This is a genomic window from Streptomyces sp. NPDC127119, assembly GCF_042677425.1.
In the GTDB taxonomy this organism is placed as follows: Bacteria; Actinomycetota; Actinomycetes; order Streptomycetales; family Streptomycetaceae; genus Streptomyces.
In genome coordinates this window covers 24,489-44,763 of sequence record NZ_JBHXTO010000012.1, presented here as the reverse complement: position 1 = coordinate 44,763, position 20,275 = coordinate 24,489, and the positions used below count along the sequence as shown (strand labels likewise).

20 protein-coding genes are annotated in these 20,275 nt (G+C 71.8%); 11 read left to right on the top strand and 9 right to left on the bottom strand.

Annotation, left to right across the window (positions count from 1 at the left end; translation table 11 throughout):
• Positions 1-1,263: an arginine deiminase gene (locus ACFVH5_RS08710; RefSeq protein ID WP_385832823.1), complete on the top strand. Its 1,263-nt coding sequence runs from the start codon at positions 1-3 to the stop codon at positions 1,261-1,263.
• A gap of 51 nt (positions 1,264-1,314) precedes the next feature.
• On the opposite strand, the gene ACFVH5_RS08705 is transcribed toward ACFVH5_RS08710, so the two are convergent.
• Positions 1,315-2,910 carry an alpha/beta hydrolase gene (locus ACFVH5_RS08705; RefSeq protein WP_385832822.1) on the bottom strand — a complete coding sequence of 532 codons (1,596 nt, stop codon included), beginning with the start codon at positions 2,908-2,910 and terminating at the stop codon, positions 1,315-1,317.
• Positions 2,911-3,215: 305 nt separating this feature from the next.
• Between ACFVH5_RS08705 and ACFVH5_RS08700 the strand changes: the two genes are divergently transcribed.
• Positions 3,216-3,935 (top strand): chaplin, encoded by a 720-nt coding sequence (locus ACFVH5_RS08700; RefSeq protein ID WP_385832821.1) that lies wholly within the window; start codon positions 3,216-3,218, stop codon positions 3,933-3,935.
• Between the two features lie 91 nt (positions 3,936-4,026).
• A complete protein-coding gene (locus tag ACFVH5_RS08695) occupies positions 4,027-4,914 on the top strand; it encodes a GNAT family N-acetyltransferase (RefSeq protein WP_385832820.1) in 888 nt (295 codons plus the stop codon).
• On the opposite strand, the gene ACFVH5_RS08690 is transcribed toward ACFVH5_RS08695, so the two are convergent.
• Positions 4,911-6,020: an acyltransferase family protein gene (locus ACFVH5_RS08690; protein WP_385832819.1), complete on the bottom strand. Its 1,110-nt coding sequence runs from the start codon at positions 6,018-6,020 to the stop codon at positions 4,911-4,913. The genes ACFVH5_RS08695 and ACFVH5_RS08690 overlap by 4 nt on opposite strands.
• Before the next feature lie 61 nt (positions 6,021-6,081).
• A complete protein-coding gene (locus tag ACFVH5_RS08685) occupies positions 6,082-7,317 on the bottom strand; it encodes an MFS transporter (RefSeq protein ID WP_385832818.1) in 1,236 nt (411 codons plus the stop codon).
• A gap of 160 nt (positions 7,318-7,477) precedes the next feature.
• Here ACFVH5_RS08685 and ACFVH5_RS08680 point away from each other — a divergent pair, with 160 nt between their 5' ends.
• Together ACFVH5_RS08680 and ACFVH5_RS08675 are read left to right on the top strand one after the other, a co-directional pair.
• Entirely contained in the window at positions 7,478-7,981 is a 504-nt protein-coding gene (locus ACFVH5_RS08680; protein ID WP_385832817.1) for a methylated-DNA--[protein]-cysteine S-methyltransferase, read from the top strand.
• A 68-nt stretch (positions 7,982-8,049) separates the two neighbouring features.
• A complete protein-coding gene (locus ACFVH5_RS08675) occupies positions 8,050-8,829 on the top strand; it encodes a GNAT family N-acetyltransferase (protein WP_385832816.1) in 780 nt (259 codons plus the stop codon).
• A gap of 108 nt (positions 8,830-8,937) precedes the next feature.
• Here ACFVH5_RS08675 and ACFVH5_RS08670 read toward each other — a convergent pair whose 3' ends face one another.
• The 3 genes from ACFVH5_RS08670 to ACFVH5_RS08660 form a co-directional block, all read right to left on the bottom strand.
• Positions 8,938-9,204 carry a GlsB/YeaQ/YmgE family stress response membrane protein gene (locus tag ACFVH5_RS08670; protein ID WP_384809118.1) on the bottom strand — a complete coding sequence of 89 codons (267 nt, stop codon included), beginning with the start codon at positions 9,202-9,204 and terminating at the stop codon, positions 8,938-8,940.
• 169 nt (positions 9,205-9,373) lie between these two features.
• Positions 9,374-9,931 carry a GNAT family N-acetyltransferase gene (locus ACFVH5_RS08665; RefSeq protein ID WP_385832815.1) on the bottom strand — a complete coding sequence of 186 codons (558 nt, stop codon included), beginning with the start codon at positions 9,929-9,931 and terminating at the stop codon, positions 9,374-9,376.
• 47 nt (positions 9,932-9,978) lie between these two features.
• The gene (locus ACFVH5_RS08660) at positions 9,979-11,220 is read right to left on the bottom strand and encodes an aminoglycoside phosphotransferase family protein (protein ID WP_385832814.1); all 1,242 of its coding nucleotides are present in this window, start codon (positions 11,218-11,220) and stop codon (positions 9,979-9,981) included.
• Between the two features lie 208 nt (positions 11,221-11,428).
• Between ACFVH5_RS08660 and ACFVH5_RS08655 the strand changes: the two genes are divergently transcribed.
• Positions 11,429-12,199, top strand: coding sequence for an ArsR/SmtB family transcription factor (locus tag ACFVH5_RS08655; protein WP_385832812.1), 771 nt, complete (start codon positions 11,429-11,431; stop codon positions 12,197-12,199).
• Between the two features lie 87 nt (positions 12,200-12,286).
• Here ACFVH5_RS08655 and ACFVH5_RS08650 read toward each other — a convergent pair whose 3' ends face one another.
• Positions 12,287-12,727, bottom strand: a complete 441-nt coding sequence (locus tag ACFVH5_RS08650) for an SPW repeat protein (RefSeq protein ID WP_385832811.1) — start codon at positions 12,725-12,727, stop codon at positions 12,287-12,289.
• 235 nt (positions 12,728-12,962) lie between these two features.
• Between ACFVH5_RS08650 and ACFVH5_RS08645 the strand changes: the two genes are divergently transcribed.
• The 5 genes from ACFVH5_RS08645 (at position 12,963) to ACFVH5_RS08625 (ending at position 18,484) form a co-directional block, all read left to right on the top strand.
• Positions 12,963-14,300 carry an NAD(P)/FAD-dependent oxidoreductase gene (locus ACFVH5_RS08645; RefSeq protein ID WP_385832810.1) on the top strand — a complete coding sequence of 446 codons (1,338 nt, stop codon included), beginning with the start codon at positions 12,963-12,965 and terminating at the stop codon, positions 14,298-14,300.
• 146 nt (positions 14,301-14,446) lie between these two features.
• Entirely contained in the window at positions 14,447-15,109 is a 663-nt protein-coding gene (locus tag ACFVH5_RS08640; RefSeq protein ID WP_384809168.1) for a DUF1365 domain-containing protein, read from the top strand.
• Positions 15,106-16,374, top strand: coding sequence for a class I SAM-dependent methyltransferase (locus ACFVH5_RS08635; RefSeq protein ID WP_385832809.1), 1,269 nt, complete (start codon positions 15,106-15,108; stop codon positions 16,372-16,374). The genes ACFVH5_RS08640 and ACFVH5_RS08635 overlap by 4 nt, the downstream gene beginning before the upstream one ends.
• A complete protein-coding gene (locus ACFVH5_RS08630; RefSeq protein ID WP_385832808.1) occupies positions 16,371-17,681 on the top strand; it encodes a class I SAM-dependent methyltransferase in 1,311 nt (436 codons plus the stop codon). Before ACFVH5_RS08635 ends, ACFVH5_RS08630 begins: the two co-directional genes overlap by 4 nt.
• Positions 17,678-18,484, top strand: a complete 807-nt coding sequence (locus ACFVH5_RS08625; protein ID WP_385832807.1) for a DUF1295 domain-containing protein — start codon at positions 17,678-17,680, stop codon at positions 18,482-18,484. The genes ACFVH5_RS08630 and ACFVH5_RS08625 overlap by 4 nt, the downstream gene beginning before the upstream one ends.
• Before the next feature lie 103 nt (positions 18,485-18,587).
• Here the strand turns inward: ACFVH5_RS08625 and ACFVH5_RS08620 are convergent, their stop codons facing one another.
• The gene (locus ACFVH5_RS08620; RefSeq protein WP_385832805.1) at positions 18,588-19,340 is read right to left on the bottom strand and encodes an anti-sigma factor domain-containing protein; all 753 of its coding nucleotides are present in this window, start codon (positions 19,338-19,340) and stop codon (positions 18,588-18,590) included.
• Positions 19,337-19,921, bottom strand: a complete 585-nt coding sequence (locus tag ACFVH5_RS08615) for a sigma-70 family RNA polymerase sigma factor (RefSeq protein ID WP_384809135.1) — start codon at positions 19,919-19,921, stop codon at positions 19,337-19,339. The genes ACFVH5_RS08620 and ACFVH5_RS08615 overlap by 4 nt, the downstream gene beginning before the upstream one ends.
• Between the last annotated feature and the right edge of the window lie 354 nt (positions 19,922-20,275).

Sequence of the window (20,275 nt, the reverse complement as noted above, 5' to 3'; positions counted from 1 at the left end):
GTGACCCGACAGGACACCCCGACCCGGCCCGCGTACGGCGTCCACTCCGAGGTCGGCAGACTGCGCAAGGTACTGGTCTGCGCACCCGGCCTCGCCCACCGCAGACTCACCCCCACCAACTCCGACGACCTGCTCTTCGACGACGTCATGTGGGTGGAGAACGCCCAGCGCGACCACGCCGACTTCGTGAACAAGATGCGCGAACGGGACGTCGACGTCGTCGAACTGCACGACCTGCTCGCACAGACCATGGCCGACCCGGAGGCCCGCGCCTGGCTCCTGGACCGCAAGATCACCGCGAACGAGGTCGGCCTCGGACTCCTCGACGACACCCGTGCCTTCCTGGAGTCGCTGGAGCCCCGCAGACTCGCCGAGTACCTGATCGGCGGCCTGTCCACCGTCGACCTGCCCGACGAGTTCCGCACCGGTTACGTGTCCCTTGCGCGCGAATCCACCGGCGCACGCGAGTACTTGATGCCGCCGCTGCCGAACACCCTCTACACCCGGGACACGACCTGCTGGCTCTACGGCGGACTCACCCTCAACCCGCTGTACTGGCCCGCCCGGCACGACGAGACGCTCCTCATGAAGGCGATCTACACCTTCCACCCGGACTACCGGGGTTCCGCGGTGTGGTGGGGAGACCCCGAACTCGACTGGGGGCAGGCCACGTTCGAGGGCGGCGACATCATGCCCGTCGGCAACGGCGTGGTCCTCATGGGCATGAGCGAGCGCACCTCCCGCCAGGCGATCACCCAGGTCGCGGCGGCCCTGTTCGCCAACGGGGCCGCCGAGCACGTGATCGTCGCGGGCATGCCCGGACTGCGTTCCGCGATGCACCTCGACACCGTGTTCACCTTCGCCGACCGCGACCTCGTGACCCTGTACCCGGCCATCATGGACAAGGTCCACACCTTCTCCCTGCGGCCCTCCGACAAGGCACCCGGCGTCGAACTGACCGACGAGGGCTCCCGCCCCTTCGTGGACGTCGTGGCCAAGGCCCTCGGGCTCCCCGCCCTGCGGGTCGTGGAGACGGGCGGCGACGTCTACGCCTCGGAGCGCCAGCAGTGGGACAGCGGCAACAACGCCGTCGCGCTGGAGCCTGGCGTGGTCTTCACGTACGACCGCAACACCCAGACCAACACCCTGCTGCGCAAGGCGGGCGTCGAGGTCATCACCATCGTCGGCGCCGAGCTGGGGCGGGGGAGGGGCGGCGGGCACTGCATGACGTGCCCGATCGTGCGCGACCCGGTCGACTTCTGAGGCCGGGCCGACTTCTCGACCCCTTCCCCTTCCAGGTGTGTCGTACGTGGCTCACTCCTCCGGGCCGCACGAGCTGCCGTCGGCCGGCAGCCGCCCGTACAGCAGGAAGTCGTCGATCTTCCGGTGCACGCACTTCGAGGAGGAGTAACCGGTGTGGCCCTCGCCCTTGTTGTCGAGGACGACGGCCGACGGGCCGAGCCGGTCCGCGGTCTCGGTGGTCCAGCGGTACGGCGTGGCGGGGTCGCCGCGGGTGCCGACGAGGAGCATCTTCGGGGTGTCGACGTCCCGTACCTCGTCACGGATGTACGAGGTGCCCTTGGGGCGTCCGTAGCACATCAGGGCCTGGGCGAGCCGGTACCGGCCGAAGACCGGTGACGCCTGCTCGTACGCGGCACGCAGCCTGCCGAGGTTCCCGACGACCTGGTCGGCGGTGGGCCGGTCGGGGTCGTCGGCGCAGTTGACGGCCATGAGCGCGGCCGGGAGGTTGTCGAGCGGGATCTCGCCCTCGTCGACGAGACCGCCGTCCTCACGAGGGGAGTCCTGGCGGGGGAGGCGGTCATGGGGGTGCGAGTCGCCGCCGACGTAGAACCCCATGATGCCCCGCGTGTCCCCGTCCTGGACCAGCGAGGTGAGTGCCTGCGAGAGGGCCGGCCACAGCTCCTTGCTGTAGAGGGCCTGCCCTATCGCGCCCACCAGGTCCTGGCCGGAGAACGGTATGCCGAAGTCCGACGGCACCGGGTCCGCGTCCAGCGAGCCGATCAGCCGGAGCACCTCCTCCCGGGCCGAGCGCGGGTCCTGGCCGAACGCGCAGTTGACGTCCTCGGTGCACCAGTCGAGGAAGTCGTCCAGGGCGGTCTGCTGGCCCTGGGCGCCGGTGACGCCCTGCTCGCTCAGCGGTTCGGTGAGGGTGTCCACGCCGTCGAGGACCATCCGGCCGGTCCTGCCGGGGAACTGGGCCGCGTACACCGCGCCCAGCCGCGTTCCGTACGAGAAGCCCAGGTAGTTGAGCTTCTTGTCGCCGAGGGCCGCGCGCATCACGTCGAGGTCGCGCGCGGCGTCGACCGTGCCGATGTGCCGCAGTACCGGCCCGGAGTGCTCGGTGCAGTCCGCGGCGAGTTCGCGCAGCACTTCGAGAGCGGCCCGCGGATCGTCGCTCTCGTCCGGCTCCGCCCCGGTCTCCGCGTCGGGGTCGGGGGCCCGCGTTCCGTCCTCCATGCCCTCGCCGCAGCTGACCGGCGAGCTCCGGCCGACGCCGCGCGGATCGAAGGTCACCACGTCGTAGCCGTTCGTGAGACCCATGAAGTCCTTGCCGCCGTCGGCGAGTTCGCCGACCCCCGGGCCGCCGGGGCCGCCGAAGTTCAGCAGCACCGAGCCTCTGGACTTGCCGGTCGCCCGGAATCTGGCCATGGCCAGGTCGAGCGTCCCGTCGGCGGGGTTCGCGTAGTCGACGGGGACGGTCACCTTCCCGCACTGCAGGCCGTCGGGCAGTCCGTCGCCCGGACAGGCCGACCACTGGATCGTCTGGTCGTGGAAGCGGGACAGGTCGGGTCGGTCGGCGGCAGCCGCGGCCAGCGACGGCAGTCCTGCTCCCAGCAGGGCCAGCGTCATGGCGCAGGTGAAGGCGCGGCGTTGGCGCGTTGACAGCATCAGGCCTCCCGGGACGCCCCGGCCCACAGCCGGGATTTCCCCCTCGATCACGATAAGGGGGCACCTGCGGCCACGCCTCTCGGCGAGCGGGGCGCCGGAACAGGCCTTATCCTGCGCCGCCCGCCCGGCCGACGCCTGCTCGGCCGGGGTCCTCTCGACCGCTGTCCGCCGGGCCGTGTTCGGCCGCGTTCGGTCGTCCGCTCGAAGGGGGGCGTTTGCCGGATGAGCCATAACCTGCATGGTTTGCCCGCGTTTAAACGGTGCGGGCGCCTGCTCGCGATCATGTCCTGGAAGGCAGGGAACCTATGAAACGGGTTGCCCGAAGTGGTTTGATCATCGTGGCCGCCGCCTCCGGCGCCGTGGCCGTGACCATGCCGGCGTTCGCGGACTCCGCGGCCGACGGCGGCACGGCCCACTCGCCCGGGGTGATCTCCGGCAACACCGTCCAGCTCCCGGTGGACGTGCCGGTGAACGCGTGCGGGAACACCGTCAACGTGGTCGGGCTCCTCAACCCCGCGGCGGGCAACAGCTGCGCCAACAAGGGCGGCGACGGCAAGGGAGGCGGCCACGACGGCTCCGCCGGGGCGGTCGCCGAGGGCGCCGAGAAGGATTCCCCGGGCCTGATCTCCGGCAACGGCGTGCACCTGCCGGTCCAGCTCCCCGTGAACGTCACCGGCAACTCGGTGAGCGTGGTCGGCATCGGCAACCCCGCCGTCGGCAACGAATCCACGAACACCTCGGGCGAGGGGCCGCAGCTCCCGGAGACACCGTCCGGTTCGAAGCCGGCCCAGCCGGCGGAGCCGCCCGTGGACCCGGCGGACCCCGCCGACCCCGCCGACCCGGTGGAGGCCGAGGGGCCGCAGATCCTGCCGCAGGCGGTCCCCAGGGCCGCCCTCGCGCAGACCGGTACGGACCTGCTGGGCCCGACGGCCGCCGCGAGTGCCGCGCTGCTGCTGGGCGGAGTCGCCCTGCACCGCCGCTTCCGGCCCGCCGCACAGCGGACCGGGCGCCGGGACGGGCACTGACCCGAAGTCGCCGGCACATACGGGTCCGGGCACGACCCCGGGCCCGTACGTGCCATGGTTCTGTGTGTCCGGTCAAGAACGGAGCGGCTCGATGACCTCCCCCTCTTCGCACCCCGAAGGCCTCGTCGTCACCCGGGCCGCGCTCGGCGACTGGCCGGTGATCAAGGCATGGGCGGGGGACGAGGGCTGGGACCCGGGAGTGTCGGACGGGCCGTGCTTCTTCGCCCAGGACCCGGAGGGCTTCTTCCTCGGCCGCATCGACGGTGAACCGGTCTCGGCGATCTCCGTCGTCAACTACGGCGCCGACTACGCGTTCCTGGGCTGCTACCTCGTCCGTCCCGACCTGCGCGGCCGCGGCTACGGGCTCACCACCTGGAGGACGGCGCTCGCGCACGCGGGCGGGCGGACCGTCGGCCTGGACGGCGTGGTCGCGCAGCAGGGCAACTACCGGCGGTCGGGATTCGAGTTCGCCCACAAGACCTTCCGCTACGGCGGAGTCCCGACAGCGGGCGCGGCCACCGCTACCGCCGCCATCACGACCGCCGCCTCCGGCGTCCGCGGCGCGGAGGCGACCGACCTCGACGCGATCATCGCGTACGACAGCCGTTGCCACCCCGCCGACCGGCCGCGCTTCGTGGAGAGCTGGCTCGGCGCCACCGGGCATCGCGCCCTGGTCCGGGTGGTCGGCGGGCGGCTCACCGGCTACGGCGTGATCCGGCCCGCCGCGGACTCCCTGCGCATCGGCCCGCTGTTCGCGGACACCCCGGACGACGCCCGAGCGCTCTTCGCCGCACTGATCGGCGAGTCCGGCGGTCGGCGGGTCTGCGCCGACATCCCGGAGACGCACACGTCGGCCGTCGCCCTGGCCGAGGAGCACGGCCTCACCCCGTCGTTCGAGACGGCCCGGATGTACACGGGCCCGGTCCGGCCGTATGCCACGGACCGCGTGTACGTGGTCACGACGCTGGAACTCGGCTAGCCGTCCTTGGCCGCTCGCCCCGACGGGACCTCGTCGCGGCGGCGGAACATCCACTCCATGCGCGGTTCGACGGCGAACCGGAACACCCTGCGGACCGGGGCGGTGCACAGCGCGGTGATGAGGCCCACGGCCGCCGCGGTGACGGCCAGTTCGCCGGGTGCGGTGTGCAGCCAGGCGTGGTCGTACCAGTCCCAGAAGCGGGATGCCTTGATGACGAAACCGTGCAGCAGATAGCCGTACATCGTGCCCGCGCCCAGCGCCGTGCACCACAGGTGCCGCCCGGGGACCCAGGACAGGAAGCAGGCCGTCAGGACCAGGGCGAGGCAGAACAGCGCGGGTGTGGTGAACAGGCCCACCCAGTTCGGTACGCCCTGGCCCGTGACACTGCCCCGGTGGTAGAGCCAGCCGGCGCTGAACCAGGGCGCCACCAGGTACGCCGTGATCAGCGCCGCGGCTCCCACCGGCAGCGCGAACAGCCGTACGCGCCAGGTCCGCAGCCGTTCGAAGTGCTCGGCGCGCAGCGTCAGACCGAGCACGAAGAACGGCAGGAATCCCAGGACCCGCTGGATGGAGATGTCCCCGCCCAGATCCGGTGAGACGGCGGCCAGCACGGCCAACGCCATGGCGACCGGCACCGGGTGACGCAGCGTCAGCCACAGAGGAGTGGTGATCCGCCAGATGAAGAGCGCGAGCAGGAACCACATCACGTACCAGGGGTCCAGCAGACTCAGCGGATAGCCGGGGTCGTCCTGCGCCCACCGGTAGAACAGCGTGTACGCGGTCTCGAAGACCAGATACGGCACGACGACGCTCGTCAGGAGCCGCCGCACCCGGCCCGGCGCCATGTCGAAACTCCGCGAGAAATAGCCGGAGACGAGGGCGAACGCGGGCATGTGGAAGGCGTAGACGGTCAGATACGCGGCGGTCGCGAACCGGCTTCCGTGGGTCAGGGGTTCCCAGGCGTGGCCACAGGCCACCAGCACGATGGTGAGGTACTTCGCGTTGTCGAAGTACGGATCCCTGCGGGCGGACACCGGCTCGGCAGGGATCGCGGTGAGGCTTCCCCGTGGCGCGGTCGGCGCGGGGGCTGACAGATCGTGCGACACCACATCTCCTGGCCTCGGTGGCGGTGAGCCGATCTCTCCCGCCTGCCCCCTCACGTACGGCTCAGTCGTCTCCCGCGTTCGCGCGTACGTCCGAGGGGCGTCGGGGCGGAAAGGCCCGGCGGCGGCCCGCCGCGACGGTCGCGAGGGTCACGGTGACCAGCAGGAGCGTCGTCCAGGGCAGCGCCGCGGCGCCGGAACTCTCCAGGACCAGGCCGCCGGTGAGGGAACCGGCCGCGATGCCCGCGTTGTAGACGGTGGCCTGGAGCGAGGTGGCCACGTCGGCGTTCGCGGTCCCGGAGGCGTCGACCAGGGCGGTCTGGATCAGGGTCGGCGCCCCGCCGAACGCCGCACCCCACAGGGCGACCGCGATCAGCAGGACGGCGGGCTGTCCGGCCCAGGCTCCCAGCGCGAGCATCGCCGCCGCGAACAGGGCCAGCGCGCCCAGCAGGGTTCGCCGCAGGTGCCGGTCGACCAGGACGCCGGTCAGCCAGATCCCGGCGACGGTCGCGGCCCCGAACACCAGCAGCACGAGCCCCGTCCGGCCGAAACCGGCGTCCTCCGCGAAGGGCGCGACGTACGTGTACATCACCTGATGGCCGACGAGCAGCGTCAGCGTGACGGACAGGACCGTGCCGATCCCGGGCAGCGCGGCGACGCGGAGCAACGGCACGCGCTCACCGGGCGGTTCGCCGGGAAAACCCGGCACCCGGCGCCGTATCCACAGCACGAGCAGCGCGGCCGACACCGCGGGCGCGGCGAACGCGGCACGCCAGCCGAGCACGTCGGCCAGCGCCGTGCCCGCGGGAAGGCCCAGCGAGAGGGCGAGGGTGATGCCCGCCAGCACGAGGGCGATGGCCCGGCCGCGCCGCTCCGCGGGCACCATCCGGGCCGCGTACCCGACGAGCATGGCCCACAGCGTGCCGCCCATGACCCCGGCCGTCAGCCGCGCCGCGAACGTCAGCCCGTACGACGAGGACAGCGCGGTGACTGTGTTGGCCGCCGCGAGACCGAGGAGCGCGCCGATGAGTACGGGACGCCGGGGCAGCCCCCGCAGCGCTGCCGTCAGCGGGATCGCGGCGAGGAACGACGCGAGCGCGTACCCGGTGACCAGGAAGCCCACCCGTGCCTCGGAGACGCCGAGATCCGGGGCCATCCGGGGCAGCAGACCCGCCGGGAGCAGTTCAGTGAGGACGGCGGTGAAGGCCGCCGTGGACAGCGCGAGGAGCCCGGAGAGAGGCAGCCGGGGCGTGGTGGCGGCGGGCGTACCGGTGCCACCGGAGAGAGAGGCGGTCGTCATCGGGCCAGGCTGGAACACTCACATCAGTGTGAAGGCAAGGCGTCGCTCTCCACGTCCGAATCCCGCCAGCACGCCTGATCGTCCGGGCCCACCATGGGAAGTGACACCGAAGCTCATGACCAGAAGCTCATGAAGCGAAGTTCAGGAACGGGAGGCGACGATGACCGCGTGGACGACGACCGACAGCCCGCTGGGCGAACTGCTGCTGGTCGGTGAGGAGACGGGGGCCGGCGTCACACTGACCTCGCTGACCATGCCCGAACAGCGCAACGCCCCTAAATCGAGGGCGGGTTGGCGGCGGGACCCGGACCGCTTCGAGGCCGTCGCACGGCAGCTGGCCGCCTACTTCGCCCGTGAACTCACCCGCTTCGACATCGAGTTCACCCCGACAGGCACGGACTTCCAGCGGCGTGTGTGGCACGCCCTGGAGGAGATCCCCTACGGGACGACAACCACGTACGGAACCCTCGCGGATCGACTCGGTCTGCCCCGGGAGCGCATCCAGGCCCTGGGTGCGGCGATCGGCGCGAACCCCCTGCTCCTCGTGCGCCCCTGCCACCGGGTGATCGGCGCGGACGGATCCATGCGCGGCTACGCCGGCGGCGTCGAGCGCAAGGTCCGGCTGCTCACGCACGAAGGAGCACTGCAGCCGACGCTCCTCTGACACCGGGCGCCGCGCACCCCCCCCGAAACTCCGTTGCCCGGCCGGTCCACGGATGCTGGAGTGGCGGGATGGATCACACAGCGGTACTGGCACTGTTCGACCGGGACATGCGTGAGCACGCGCGCCCCTTCGGCACCGACTCCGTCGTGGAACGCGTCGGCGGGGTCGTCCGGCACGTGGGATCGGAGCAGGGCTGGAACGGAGTGCTCTGGTCGGACCTCACGGAGGCCGACGCGGACGCGGCGATCGCCGAGCAGCGCCGCTACTTCGCACAGCTGGGCCGCGAGTTCGAGTGGAAGCTGTACGGGCACGACCGGCCGCAGGATCTGGGGCAGCGCCTGCTGGCCGCCGGGTTCACCGCCGAACCGGCGGAAACCCTGATGATCATCGAGGCGGGGGAACTGGAGCTCGACGCCGAGCCACCGCCGGGCGTGGAGCTGCGGCCCGTCACCGACGCCGCCGGGGTCGACCTCATGGTCGACGTCCACGAGCAGGCCTTCGGCGCACCCGGTACCGGGCTGCGCCACCAACTGCTCGCCCTGCTCGACGAGGCCCCGGACACCGTCGTCGCGGTCGTGGCCCTCGCCGGTGAGGTACCAGTCAGCTCGGCCCGGATGGAACTGATCCCGGGCACCCGGTTCGCGGGTCTGTGGGGCGGCGGCACGGTCGAGGCCTGGCGGGGTCGCGGCATCTACCGCGCGATGGTCGCCCACCGTGCCCGTATCGCCGTCGACCTCGGCTACCCCTACCTCCAGGTCGACGCCTCCGACCAGAGCCGCCCCATTCTCCAGCGGCTGGGTTTCGCCCCGCTCACCCCGACCGTCCCGTACGTCCACGCGGCGCCGTGAGCCCGCGACAGGAACCGTGACCCCGCGACAGGAGCCGTGATCCCGCTGCAGGAAGGGGCCGAACGGCGTGCGGTGTACCGCCGCCGTCCGCTCCCGTGTCCGCTCTCGTCAGCGGCGGCCCGCCTTCGAACGGTCCAGCGCCGCGACACCGAGCGCCGCGAGCCCGATCTGGATCAGCCACTCGATCCAGTCCACCCCGTCGGTGTCGCCCACGTCGAACGCGTTCGCGAGCACCGAGCCGATGAGCGCGGCCACGATGCCCACCGCGATCGTCCACAGAATGCCGATCCGCTGACGGCCCGGAACCACGAGCCGGCCCAGCACACCGATGATGATGCCGATCAGGATGGCACTGATGATGCCCGAGATCTCCATCTCAGCCCCTTTTCGTCGTTCTCCTTATACAAAGGACTTCCCCCTGGAGACGAGTGCAGTCCGAGCCGTTTCCCAACTCACCGGCCCACCCGCCGAGTAGCAGACGAAAAGCAGGTGGGGAGCAGAGCCACCGCGGCTCGCCCGGTCGCAGACTGCCGGGCACGGGCGCTCAGGAGGGGCTGGTGAGACTCCATGTCCGCAGCGCGATCTCGCGTCCTCGTGACATCCGCAGGAGGGGCTCGTCGTCGGTGAGGACGAATCCGGCGCGCAGCGCGACGGCCGCACTCGCCGCGTTGGCCTCCTCGATGCACAGCACCACGCGGCGGGCTCCCGTGTGGCCCAGGGTGTAGGAGGAGAGCAGCCGGACGGCCCGGGAGGCCAGCCCCCGGCCGCGATGGGCGGCGCCGACCCCGTACGCGATCTCGGCGTCCCGCTCGTCGGCCTTGCTGGGGAACAGCAGCACCTCGCCGCGCGGCAGACCACCGTCCGTGGTGATGGCGAGTTGCACCTTGCGACCCTGCGCCCGGGCCTCCTGCGCCTCGGCGAGATAGACCCGCGCGGCGGGCGGGTCGAACGGCGAGGCCACCGGCGTCCAGCGGGCGATCTCGGGGTCGTCGTACAGCGCGATCAGCGCGTCCAGGTCGTCCTCGGACCATTCGCGCAGGTGAACTCCCTCCCCTTCGAGGCGGAGGTGCGAGGGGGTGTCGAGTGTCAGCGGACTGTCCATGGGGTGATCCTGCCCCGCGCACGGGTGGGCGGCCAAGGGCGCGTGGCTCACGCCCGCCCCGTCAGGGTGCGCCCCGGTCCTGCGAGGCAGGGGTCGGGAGTGGCGGCACGGTGTACCGCCTCGCGGATCGCGGATGCGGGATCGCCCAGGTGGTAGGCCCTTTCCGACGGTTCGACGGCGTCCAGGAACTCCTGGTGGCGCACCGCGTACGCGAGGGGCGCGAGCGGTTCGGCGACGGCCAGGGCGCGGGCCGGATCACTGTCCGGAACCCGCTCCCGCCACGCGCCGGCCCAGGCGCGCGTGGCGCTCGCGCGCACCGGCTCGGGCAGGAAGGAGTACAGGCGCAGACCGTCGAGGACCGGGTTGCCCCAGTGTGCGTCGGCGAAGTCGACCACGACCGGCGGCCCGCCGTCCGCACGCCAGTTGCCGGGGTGGAAGTCGCCGTGCACGACCGTGTCCGGCAGGCCGCACTCCGTCAGCAGCCGCCAGCGATCGGCCAACTTCCGGGCCGCGTCGACCTCTTGCGGGGTCAGCTCGGCGGACACCGGGCCGTCGAGCAGCCGGGCGACCCGCTCGGCGAGGACGGGCACCCGGCGGTCCGGTACGGAGGCGGGCCGTTCCCGCGGCCTCTGCGCGAGGGCCGCCTGCGCGGCGACGAACCGCCGTACCCCCGAGGCGGCGGTCCGCGACGACGCCTGCCAGCAGTCCTCGCCCGGGATGTGCTCCATCAGCAGGCGCCCCTCGGCGGAACCCACGACGGTGGGCACGAGCCCCGGGTCGGCGCGGGCGAACGCGGCGATCACCTCGGCCTCGTCCGCGCCGAAGGCCGGCGTGGCCTTGAGCCAGACCGTCCCGCGGTCGGTCGGCAGCCGGAAGAGCCCGGCGAGGTTCCAGGTGCGCTGCTGCTCCACCGGCCCGGTCACCGGCCGGCCCGCCGCGGCCAGTGTGCGCGTCGACCAGTCGAGGAGCCCCCGCAGCCCGTCGATGTCGGCCCACGGCGCCCGCAGTGCCTCGTCGCCCTCCAACAGCCCCGGATCGGCAGGCAGGTGGAGCAGTAAGTGCGGTCGCTCCAACGCCTCGACGTGGTAGGTCACATGACCGTCGCGTCCGCCCTTTCCGCCGTCGACGGTCAGGAGGCGCAGTACCAGGACCCTTACGTTCAGGGCCTGTCGCAGTCGCAGGACGACCGGTTCGACCTGGGCCCACCACGGCACGTCGACGGCGAAGGGGCCGACGACTCCGAGAAAGTCCTCACCGGACGTCACCCACGCGCTGAAAGTTCGGCTCACCGCGACAGTGTGAGCGAGCGGAGCCGGGCGTGGCCAGCGAATTTGTGCCCGGACGCCCTCCGTCCCGTATGCCCCCGACCTCAGTGCCCCGTACCTCTCCCGGTCTCCGTCGATTGACATGCAGGCAATTGCCTGCATAACGTTGAGTGTGCGATCGGATGAGGGAACAGAGGCGGAGAGTGAGTCGGGCCCGAACGGGGGGCCGGACATGGACCAGGTCTTCAAGGCCCTGGCCGACGGGACACGCAGACGGCTGCTCGACAGGCTGCACGAGCACGGCGGGCAGACGCTGGGAGAGCTCTGCGGGCACATCGACATGACCCGCCAGTCGGTGACCCAGCACCTGTCCGTGCTGGAGGCGGCCAACCTGGTCGCCACCGTGCGACGCGGACGGGAAAAGCTGCATTACCTCAATCCCGTACCGCTCCACGAGATCCAGGAGCGGTGGATCGACAAGTTCGAGCGTCCGCGCCTTCGCGCGCTGAGCGCACTCAAGCGACGAGCCGAGGAAGACATGACCGACAAGCCGACATTCGTGTACGTCACCTACATCGCCAGTACGCCGGAGAAGGTCTGGGACGCGCTCACCGACGCCGATCTGACGGCCGCCTACTGGGGCCACAGCAACGTCTCCGAGGACTGGCGCCCCGGCTCGCGGTGGGAGCACCGGCGTACGGACGGAACCGGCGTCGCCGACGTGGTCGGCACCGTCGTGGAGAGCGAGCGGCCCACCCGCCTGGTCGCCACCTGGGCCTCGCCCGAGGAGGAGGGGCAGGAGGACAAGCACTCAAGGGTCACCTACGACATCAGGCCGCACGGCGACATCGTCCGGCTCACCGTCACCCATGAGGACCTGGCCGACGAGACCGCGGTCAAGCAGGTCTCCCTCGGCTGGCCGGCCGTCCTGGCCAACCTGAAGTCGCTCCTGGAGACCGGAAAGCCGCTGCCGCAGGAGCCGTGGCTGGTCCCTGAGCACTGACCGCGGGGGTGCGGTGAGGGCCGTGCGTCGGCCGGTCCGCGGCGCCGGGCACGCGGACCGGCCGACCGTCCTCACCCGTCCTGTCGTCTAGGTCTGCGGAGTGCTCTTCGCCGCGGCCGTCGCGCACAGGAATCCCATCACCACGGCCAGGACGCCGATGACGATGTTGTTGAGCACCACGCCCGCGTCGGGGCTGCTGCCCACGATCCAGGGCGCGACGACCATCCACACGCCCATGGCGCACATGGCCCAGCTCAGGCCGTACATCCGTGCCGGGTTGACGGTGAATCCCAGGGCCAGCAGGCCGATGGCGATGCCCATGATGAGGTTGTGCGTCATCATGGCGGGCTGGCTCGCCGTGTAGTGGAGGATCCACGGGGAAGCGGCGCAGTACAGACCGAGCAGGAACACCGGTCCGTCCACGAGCGCCACATCGCGACCACCGAGCATGCGGGCATAGCGATCCCGCATCTCGGGCACATCGGGGTGACGGGTGATGTCACCTCTGGTGTTCGAGACGTTGGCCATGACTCGACTCCTTTGTCCGCTGTCTCTGCGGGCCCAGCCGCGGCCGGAGGATCCGCGATGGACGCCGCTTGAATCCAGTTTGCGCTTATTCGTCCTTTATGTGTAGAGGTGTGCGGATATATCTGCGGGCCACCCGGCCGGAGATGTATCCGCAGGCCACCCGGCCAATCCAGGTCCGCCGCAGCTTCGGAATACCCACGACGGCTCCGAGTGGAGACGGCTGGGAGGAAGCACGATGGCAGCAGCGTCACCGGACGCCACGGCGGGGGACGGGGAGGACATACCGGGGCGGACCACACGTACGGCCGTCGTCGGCTCGGGTGTCGCCGGGCTCACCGCCGCGTACATCCTCGGACGTACGCACCGGGTGTCCCTGTACGAGGCGGACGAGCGGCTCGGCGGACACGCCCACACCCATGAGCTGACCTCGTCGGACGGCCGGGTGCACCGGGTCGACTCCGGTTTCATCGTGCACAACCGCCGCACCTATCCCCACCTGCTCCGGCTCTTCGCCGAACTCGGCGTCGCCACGCAGGAGTCGGACATGAGCATGTCCGTACGCTGCGACGGCTGCGGCCTCGAATACGCGGGCGCGCGCGGCCCCAAGGGACTCTTCGCCCAGCCCCGGAACGCCCTGCGCGGCCCGTACCTGCGCATGCTCGCCGAGGTGCCGCGCTTCCACCGGGCCGCGCGGCGACTGCTGGCCCGCGCGGACGCGGACGCGGACACCGGGGGAGAGGGCCACACCCTCACCCTGGGCGAGTTCCTGGCACAGCAGCGGTTCTCCGCCTACTTCGTCGCGCACTTCATGACGCCCATGGTGTCGGCGGTGTGGTCCTGCGACGCCGAGACCGCCCAGCGCTATCCGGCGGCCTATCTGTTCCGGTTCCTGGCGAACCACGGGCTGCTGTCGATCGGCGACTCTCCGGCCTGGCGCACCGTGACCGGCGGCTCGCGCGAATACGTCGACCGGGTCGTCAAACACATCGACGCGGTGCACACCTCGACCCCGGTCCGCGCGATCCGCCGGCACCACGACCGCGTCGAGATCATCGCGGAGGACGGCACGACCAGCACGTACGACTCGGTGGTGCTGGCCGTCCACCCGGACCAGGCCCTGCGCCTGCTGGCCGACCCCACCGACGAGGAGCGGGAGGTGCTCGGCGCGTTCCGCTACTCCCGCAACACCACCCTCCTGCACACCGACACCTCACCGCTGCCGCGCGCCCGTGGAGCGCGCGCCTCCTGGAACTACCTGATGCCGTCCTGCGCCGCGGGCGCCGACCGGGTCAGGGTCAGCTACGACATGAGCCGGCTGCAGCGCCTCGACGCACCCGAGACGTACGTCGTCACCCTGGGCGGTCTCGACCGCGTCGACCCGGACCAGGTCCTCGCCCGCATGGTGTACGAACACCCCGTCTACACCCCCGAGTCGGTGGCCGCCCAGCGGCGGCTCCCCGCCCTGAACACCGCCGTCACCGCGTACGCCGGCGCCTATCACGGCTGGGGTTTCCACGAGGACGGCTGCCGTTCCGGCGTGACGGCGGCCGAGGCACTGGGGGTGACCTGGTGACCCACGCACCTGCCCCGCACCCCGGCACCGGCAAGCCCGCCCCGCACCCCGGCACCGGCAAGCCGCCCGCCCGCCCGGGCACGGCCACGCCCGCCCTCTACCCCTGCACGGTCACCCACGTGCGTACGGCCCCGAGCCGGTACTCCATGCGCCACCGCACCTATCTGTGGCTCATCGACCCCGACCGGCCGCCCGAACTGCCGTGGTACCTGCGCCCGTTGGCCCGGTTCGACGCCCGCGACCACTTCGGTGGCGGCGCGCCGACGATCCGCGCGGGCCTGGACCGCTTCCTCGCCTCGCGCGGCGTCGACCTCGACGGCGGCCCTGTGGTGATGCTCGCCCACGCCCGCGTACTGGGCCATGTCTTCAACCCGCTCAGCCTCTACTGGTGCCACGGCCCGCAGGGCGAACTGCGCTGTGTCGTCGCCGAGGTCCACAACACCTACGGGGAGCGGCACAGCTATCTGCTGACCCCGGACGAGGCCGGTGTGGCGCGCACCGACAAGGAGTTCTACGTCTCGCCGTTCTTCCCCGTCGACGGCGCCTACCGCATGCGCCTGCCCGCGCCCGGCGACCGGCTCGACCTGAGCGTGCGGCTGGAGCGCGAGGGCGGCCGGCCGTTCACCGCCACCGTCCGCGGCACCCGCCGCCCCGCCACCCGCGGCGCACTGGTACGGGAGGCCCTGCGCCACCCGTGGTCCACCGCGGTCGTCTCGGCCGCCATCCGCTTCCACGGCGTACGCCTTTTCCTGCGGGGACTGCCCGTCCAGCCCCGCCCCCGTCACCGATCCCAGGAGAGTGCCGAATGAGGACAGCAGAGCCCGGCTCCATCGCCGGACGGCGCATGGACGTGAACCCCGAGCTCTGGCCGGACGTGGTCGACCGGCCGGACGCCTCGCGCGCCCGGACCGCGCTCACCCGGGCCCTGGTGCGCAGAGCGCTCGAACGCCTGCCGCTGCGCGTGCGGTTCCCCGACGGGACCCAGCTCGGCGCGGGCGGACCGCTCGTCGAGATCCACGACCCGGACGCGTTCCACCGCCGCATCGGCACCCAGGGCCTGATCGGATTCGGCGAGTCCTACATGGCGGGGGAGTGGGACGCGCCCGACCTGGTCGCCGCGCTGACCGTGCTCGCCGGCAGCCTGGCGGAGCTGATCCCGGCGCCGCTCCAGAGACTGCGCGGACTGTGGGCCCCCAAGCAGCCGGGCGCCCAGCGCAACACACCCGGCGGCGCCCGCGACAACATCAGCCGCCACTACGACCTGTCCAACGACCTGTTCGCGCTCTTCCTGGACGACACCCTCAGCTACTCGGCGGCCCTCTTCCGGGGCTTCCCCGCCACCTGGCCGCTCCTGGCCACCGCACAGCACCGCAAGATCGACCGGCTGCTCGACCTGGCCGAGGTCGGCGAGGGCACCCGGCTCCTTGAGATCGGCACCGGCTGGGGCGAACTGGCCCTGCGCGCCGCCGCCCGCGGCGCCCACGTCACCTCCCTCACCCTCTCCCGCGAACAGCGCGACCTGGCCCGCGAGCGCATCCGCGAGGCCGGGCACGCCGACCGGGTCTCCGTCGAGCTGTGCGACTACCGCGAGGCCACGGGGACGTACGACGCCGTGGTGAGCGTCGAGATGATCGAGGCGGTCGGCGTCGAGTTCTGGCCCGTCTACTTCCGTACGATCGACGCCCGCCTGGCCCCCGGCGGGCGCGCCGCACTGCAGGCCATCACCATGCCGCACGAGCGGATGCTGGCCGCCCGGCACACCTTCACCTGGATCCAGAAGTACATCTTCCCCGGCGGCCAGGTGCCCTCCGTCGAGGCCGTGGAACAGACCGTCCGCGATCACACGCAGATGGGTGTCGCCCGGCGCGACGCCCACGGCGCGCACTACGCGGAGACCCTCCGTCTGTGGCGCGAACGGTTCACCGAACGCGCGGACGAGGTCGACGCGCTCGGCTTCGACGAAACCTTCCGCCGGATGTGGACCTTCTACCTGTCCTACTCGGAAGCCGGGTTCCGCTCCGGCTACCTCGACGTCCAGCACTTCCTGTTCACGAAGGAGAACCCGTCCCGATGAGTACCGCCCGCCCCTCCCGACCCGGGGCCGCCCACCGGCTCGCCGCGCTGGCCGAGGAAGCGCTCGGCGGCCGGCTCCCGGTCCGGCTGCGCGCCTGGGACGGCAGCGAGACCGGCCCCGCCGACGCCCCCGTCGTCGTCGTACGCTCCCGGCGCGCCCTGCGCCGGCTGCTGTGGCAGCCCGGCGAACTGGGTCTGGCCCAGGCCTACGTCACCGGCGAACTCGACGTGGAGGGCGACCTCGCCCAGGGCCTGCGCGCCATCTGGGGAGCCGCACGCGAACGGGGCGGGGACGCTCCCCGGTTCACCCCCGCCGACCTCGTCAGGGCGGCCGGGACCGCCGTGCGGCTGGGAGCCGTCGGCCCGCGCCCCGCCACCCCCGCCTCCCAGGCACGTCTGAGGGGCGGACTGCACAGCAAGGCCCGCGACCGCGCCGCCATCAGCCACCATTACGACCTGTCGAACGACTTCTACCGGCTGCTCCTCGACGAGACCATGGCCTACTCGTGCGGCTACTGGATCAGCGACGAGGCCGAGTTCACCGACGCCGACGCCCAGCGGGCCAAGCTGGAACTGATCTGCCGCAAGCTCGATCTCGTCCCGGGCGCCCGGCTGCTCGACATCGGCTGCGGCTGGGGCTCCCTCACCCTGTACGCCGCCGAACAGCACAAGGCACAGGTCACCGCCGTCACCCTGGCCCGCGAACAGGCCGCGTACATCCGGGAGCAGGTCCGCGAGCGCGGTCTGGAGCACCAGGTCGACGTGGTGTGCCAGGACTACCGCGACATCACGGGCGGCGCCTACGACGCGGTCGCCACCGTCGAGATGGGAGAGCACGTGGGCGACGCCGAGTACCCGGCGTTCGCCGCCGCCCTGCACCGCATGGTGCGACCGCGCGGCCGTGTCCTGGTCCAGCAGATGTCCCGGGGCAGCAACGCCCCCGGCGGCGGCGAGTTCATCGAGGCGTACATCGCGCCCGACATGCACATGCGGCCCATGGGACAGACGGTCGGCCTGCTGGAGGACGCCGGACTCGAAGTACGGTCCGTGGAGTCGATGCGCGAGCACTACGTCCGCACGATCGAGGGCTGGCACCGCACCCTTGAGGAGAACTGGGACGCGTTCGTCCGCCTCGTCGGCGAGGAGACCGCCCGGGTGTGGCGGCTGTACATGGTCGGCGCCGCCCTCGCGTTCGAGGAGGGGCGCATGGGCGTCGACCAGATCCTCAGCACCCGTCCCGCGCCCGGCGGGGACAGCGGAATGCCGCCCTCGCAGCGCTCCTGGTACACGGCCCTGGACGCACGATGAACGGGTTCCCCTGGGCGGCCTTCGCCCAGAACCTCGCCTTCGCGGCCGGCGCCGCACTGACCGTCATGCTCGTCACGTTCGCCGTCGCCGTCCGCAAGGGCATGCACCGTGTGGTGGACGTGGCCTGGGGGCTCGGCTTCACCGCCGTCGCCGTCGTGTCGTTCCTCGCGTCCGCCGGTGAGGGGGACGACGGGCGGCGCCTCCTGGTCACCGTACTGACCGCGGTGTGGGGGCTGCGCCTCGCCGGGCACATCGCCTGGCGCGGCCGGGGCCACGGCGAGGACCCGCGCTACGACGCGATGCTCGCCAAGGCCCCCGGCAACCGCGACCTCTTCGCGCTGCGCATGGTCTACCTCCTGCAGGGCGCCCTGGTCTGGCTGGTGTCCCTGCCGGTGCAGGCCGCGCAGTACGTGTCCGGATCGCTGAGCGGGTTCGTATGGGCCGGGGTCGCGCTCTGGGCGCTCGGGATGTTCTTCGAGACGGTCGGCGACTTCCAGCTCGCCCGCTTCAAGGCCGATCCCGCGAACCGGGGAAAGATCATGGACCGCGGTCTGTGGAGCTGGACCCGGCACCCCAACTACTTCGGCGACTTCTGTGTGTGGTGGGGCCTGTTCCTGCTGGTCTGCGACTCGGGTGTGGCCGCCGCGGTGACCGTGGTGTCCCCCCTCGTGATGAGCTTCCTGCTCATGAACGGCAGCGGGAAGCCCATGCTGGAGCGGCACATGTCGGAGCGTCCGGGATTCGCCGAGTACCGGGCGAGGACCAGCGGGTTCTTCCCACGACCGCCGAAGCGGCGCGGCTGAAGACCTTCTGAAGTCCCTCTGATGTCCTCTTGAGTACCTGCCCACAACTGACTGTGCCGTTCCTCTCCCCCGCCGGGAAGGGAACGGCACAGTCGGTTCGGGGTCAGGCAGGGAACGTCATCAGGGCGATGGGATCCGAGGTCGGTTCGGCCGAGCCGCCGGCCGGTTCGACGGTGATGCCCATGCCGGACGCCTTGTCCACGGCCCCCTCCATGAGGACCGCCTCGGCCGTCCGGTGGGAGTCCATCAGCCCGGCGGACCGCATGGTGCCCCCGTCGTTGAACCACAGCTGATAGACCTTGCCGCTCGGCGGGGCCGCCATGCCCGAGGCGATGAAGACCGCCTCGTCACGGCTCTGGGAGACCACGACCGTGCCGTGGGCCCCGTCCGCCAGTTCGGCGCTCTTCGTCCTGGCGTCGGAGGCGGCCAGCACCGACGCGATCGCGTCCGTACGCGCCTCCGACTGCCGTGCCTGCTCGTTCGCGTCCTGCGCCCGGTCGTACTGCCACACGGTCGTGCCGCCGAACGCGGCCACCCCGGCGACACAGGCGGCGAGCGCCCACCGGGAGAGCCGGCGGGCCCGGACGCCGCTGCCCGGGGGCCGGGTCAGGGGTACGACGCGCGGGCTGTCCTGGCGGACCGTCGTGATCCGCCGCATGACCTTGCTCTTGAGCGCGGCGGGCGAGGGGGCGGAGACCGCCAGACCGAGCCGGGCCGCGGTCTCGCTCAGTTCGAGAGCCTCCTGCGTGCAGGCCTCGCAGTCCGCGGCGTGCCGTTCGAACTCGCCCCGCTCGTCGTCGGAGAGCGCGTGCAGTGCGTACGCGCCCGTCAGCGTGTGCAGATCGACCGTGCTCATGCGGTCACCCCCAGGCAGTCACGCATGCGGATGAGGCCGTCGCGCAGCCGGGTCTTGACCGTGCCGAGCGGCAGTGCCAGCGACTCGGCCACCTCGCGGTAGGTCATGCCGCGGTAGTAGGCCAGCGTCACCGACTGACGCTGCAGTTCCGTCAGCGTGCGCAGACAGCGTCGTACCTGTTCGCGCTCCAGCCGGGCTTCCACCTGTTCCGTCACCTCGTCGTACTCGGGGGCGTGGTCGAGCAGAGCGGCCCTGTGCTCTCGTGCGGCGGAGGCCTCGACCGAGCGGACCCGGTCGACGGCACGCTGGTGGGCGAGCGTGAGCACCCAGTTGATCACCGAACCGCGTTCGCGCCGGTAGCGGGCGGCGGACCGCCACACCTCGACCAGCACTTCCTGGGCCACTTCCTCCGACTGCGCCTGATCGCGCAGCACGCCGCGCACGACGCCGATGACGGGGCCCGCCACGACGTCGTAGAGCCCGGCGAAGGCCTGCTGGTCACCGAGGGCGACACTGCCCATCAGCTCCTGCAGATCCGGTTCGGCCGAGGGGTTCTTGCCGATGTGCACGGCTTCTTTCACGAGAGGGTCCTCCGGGAGGCGAGCTTCGTACGGCTGGAATCCGTTGCCGGGGCGCCGGCGGATTGGTCAGGGGTGGAGCTCTCTGCCCGCCCGTCCGCAGGGACGCGTCGGCCGAAGCCCGAGACCGGGGCGCCGTCGAGGGTCCAGGACGGCGCCCCGGGCTGCTGGGCCGCACCGGCGGGCCGAACGCCGAAACGGCCTCCCCTCCCGGGACAGCCGACTGCCCCGGGAGGAGGGTTCGAAGGAGTGATGTCACGGCTGCCCGTGTCCGCGGCCCGAAGTCCAGGGCCGTGCCACCCCTTGTCGTCAGCTCTTCCGGAGATACGGGGCTGACGGATGCACCGGAGCGACATC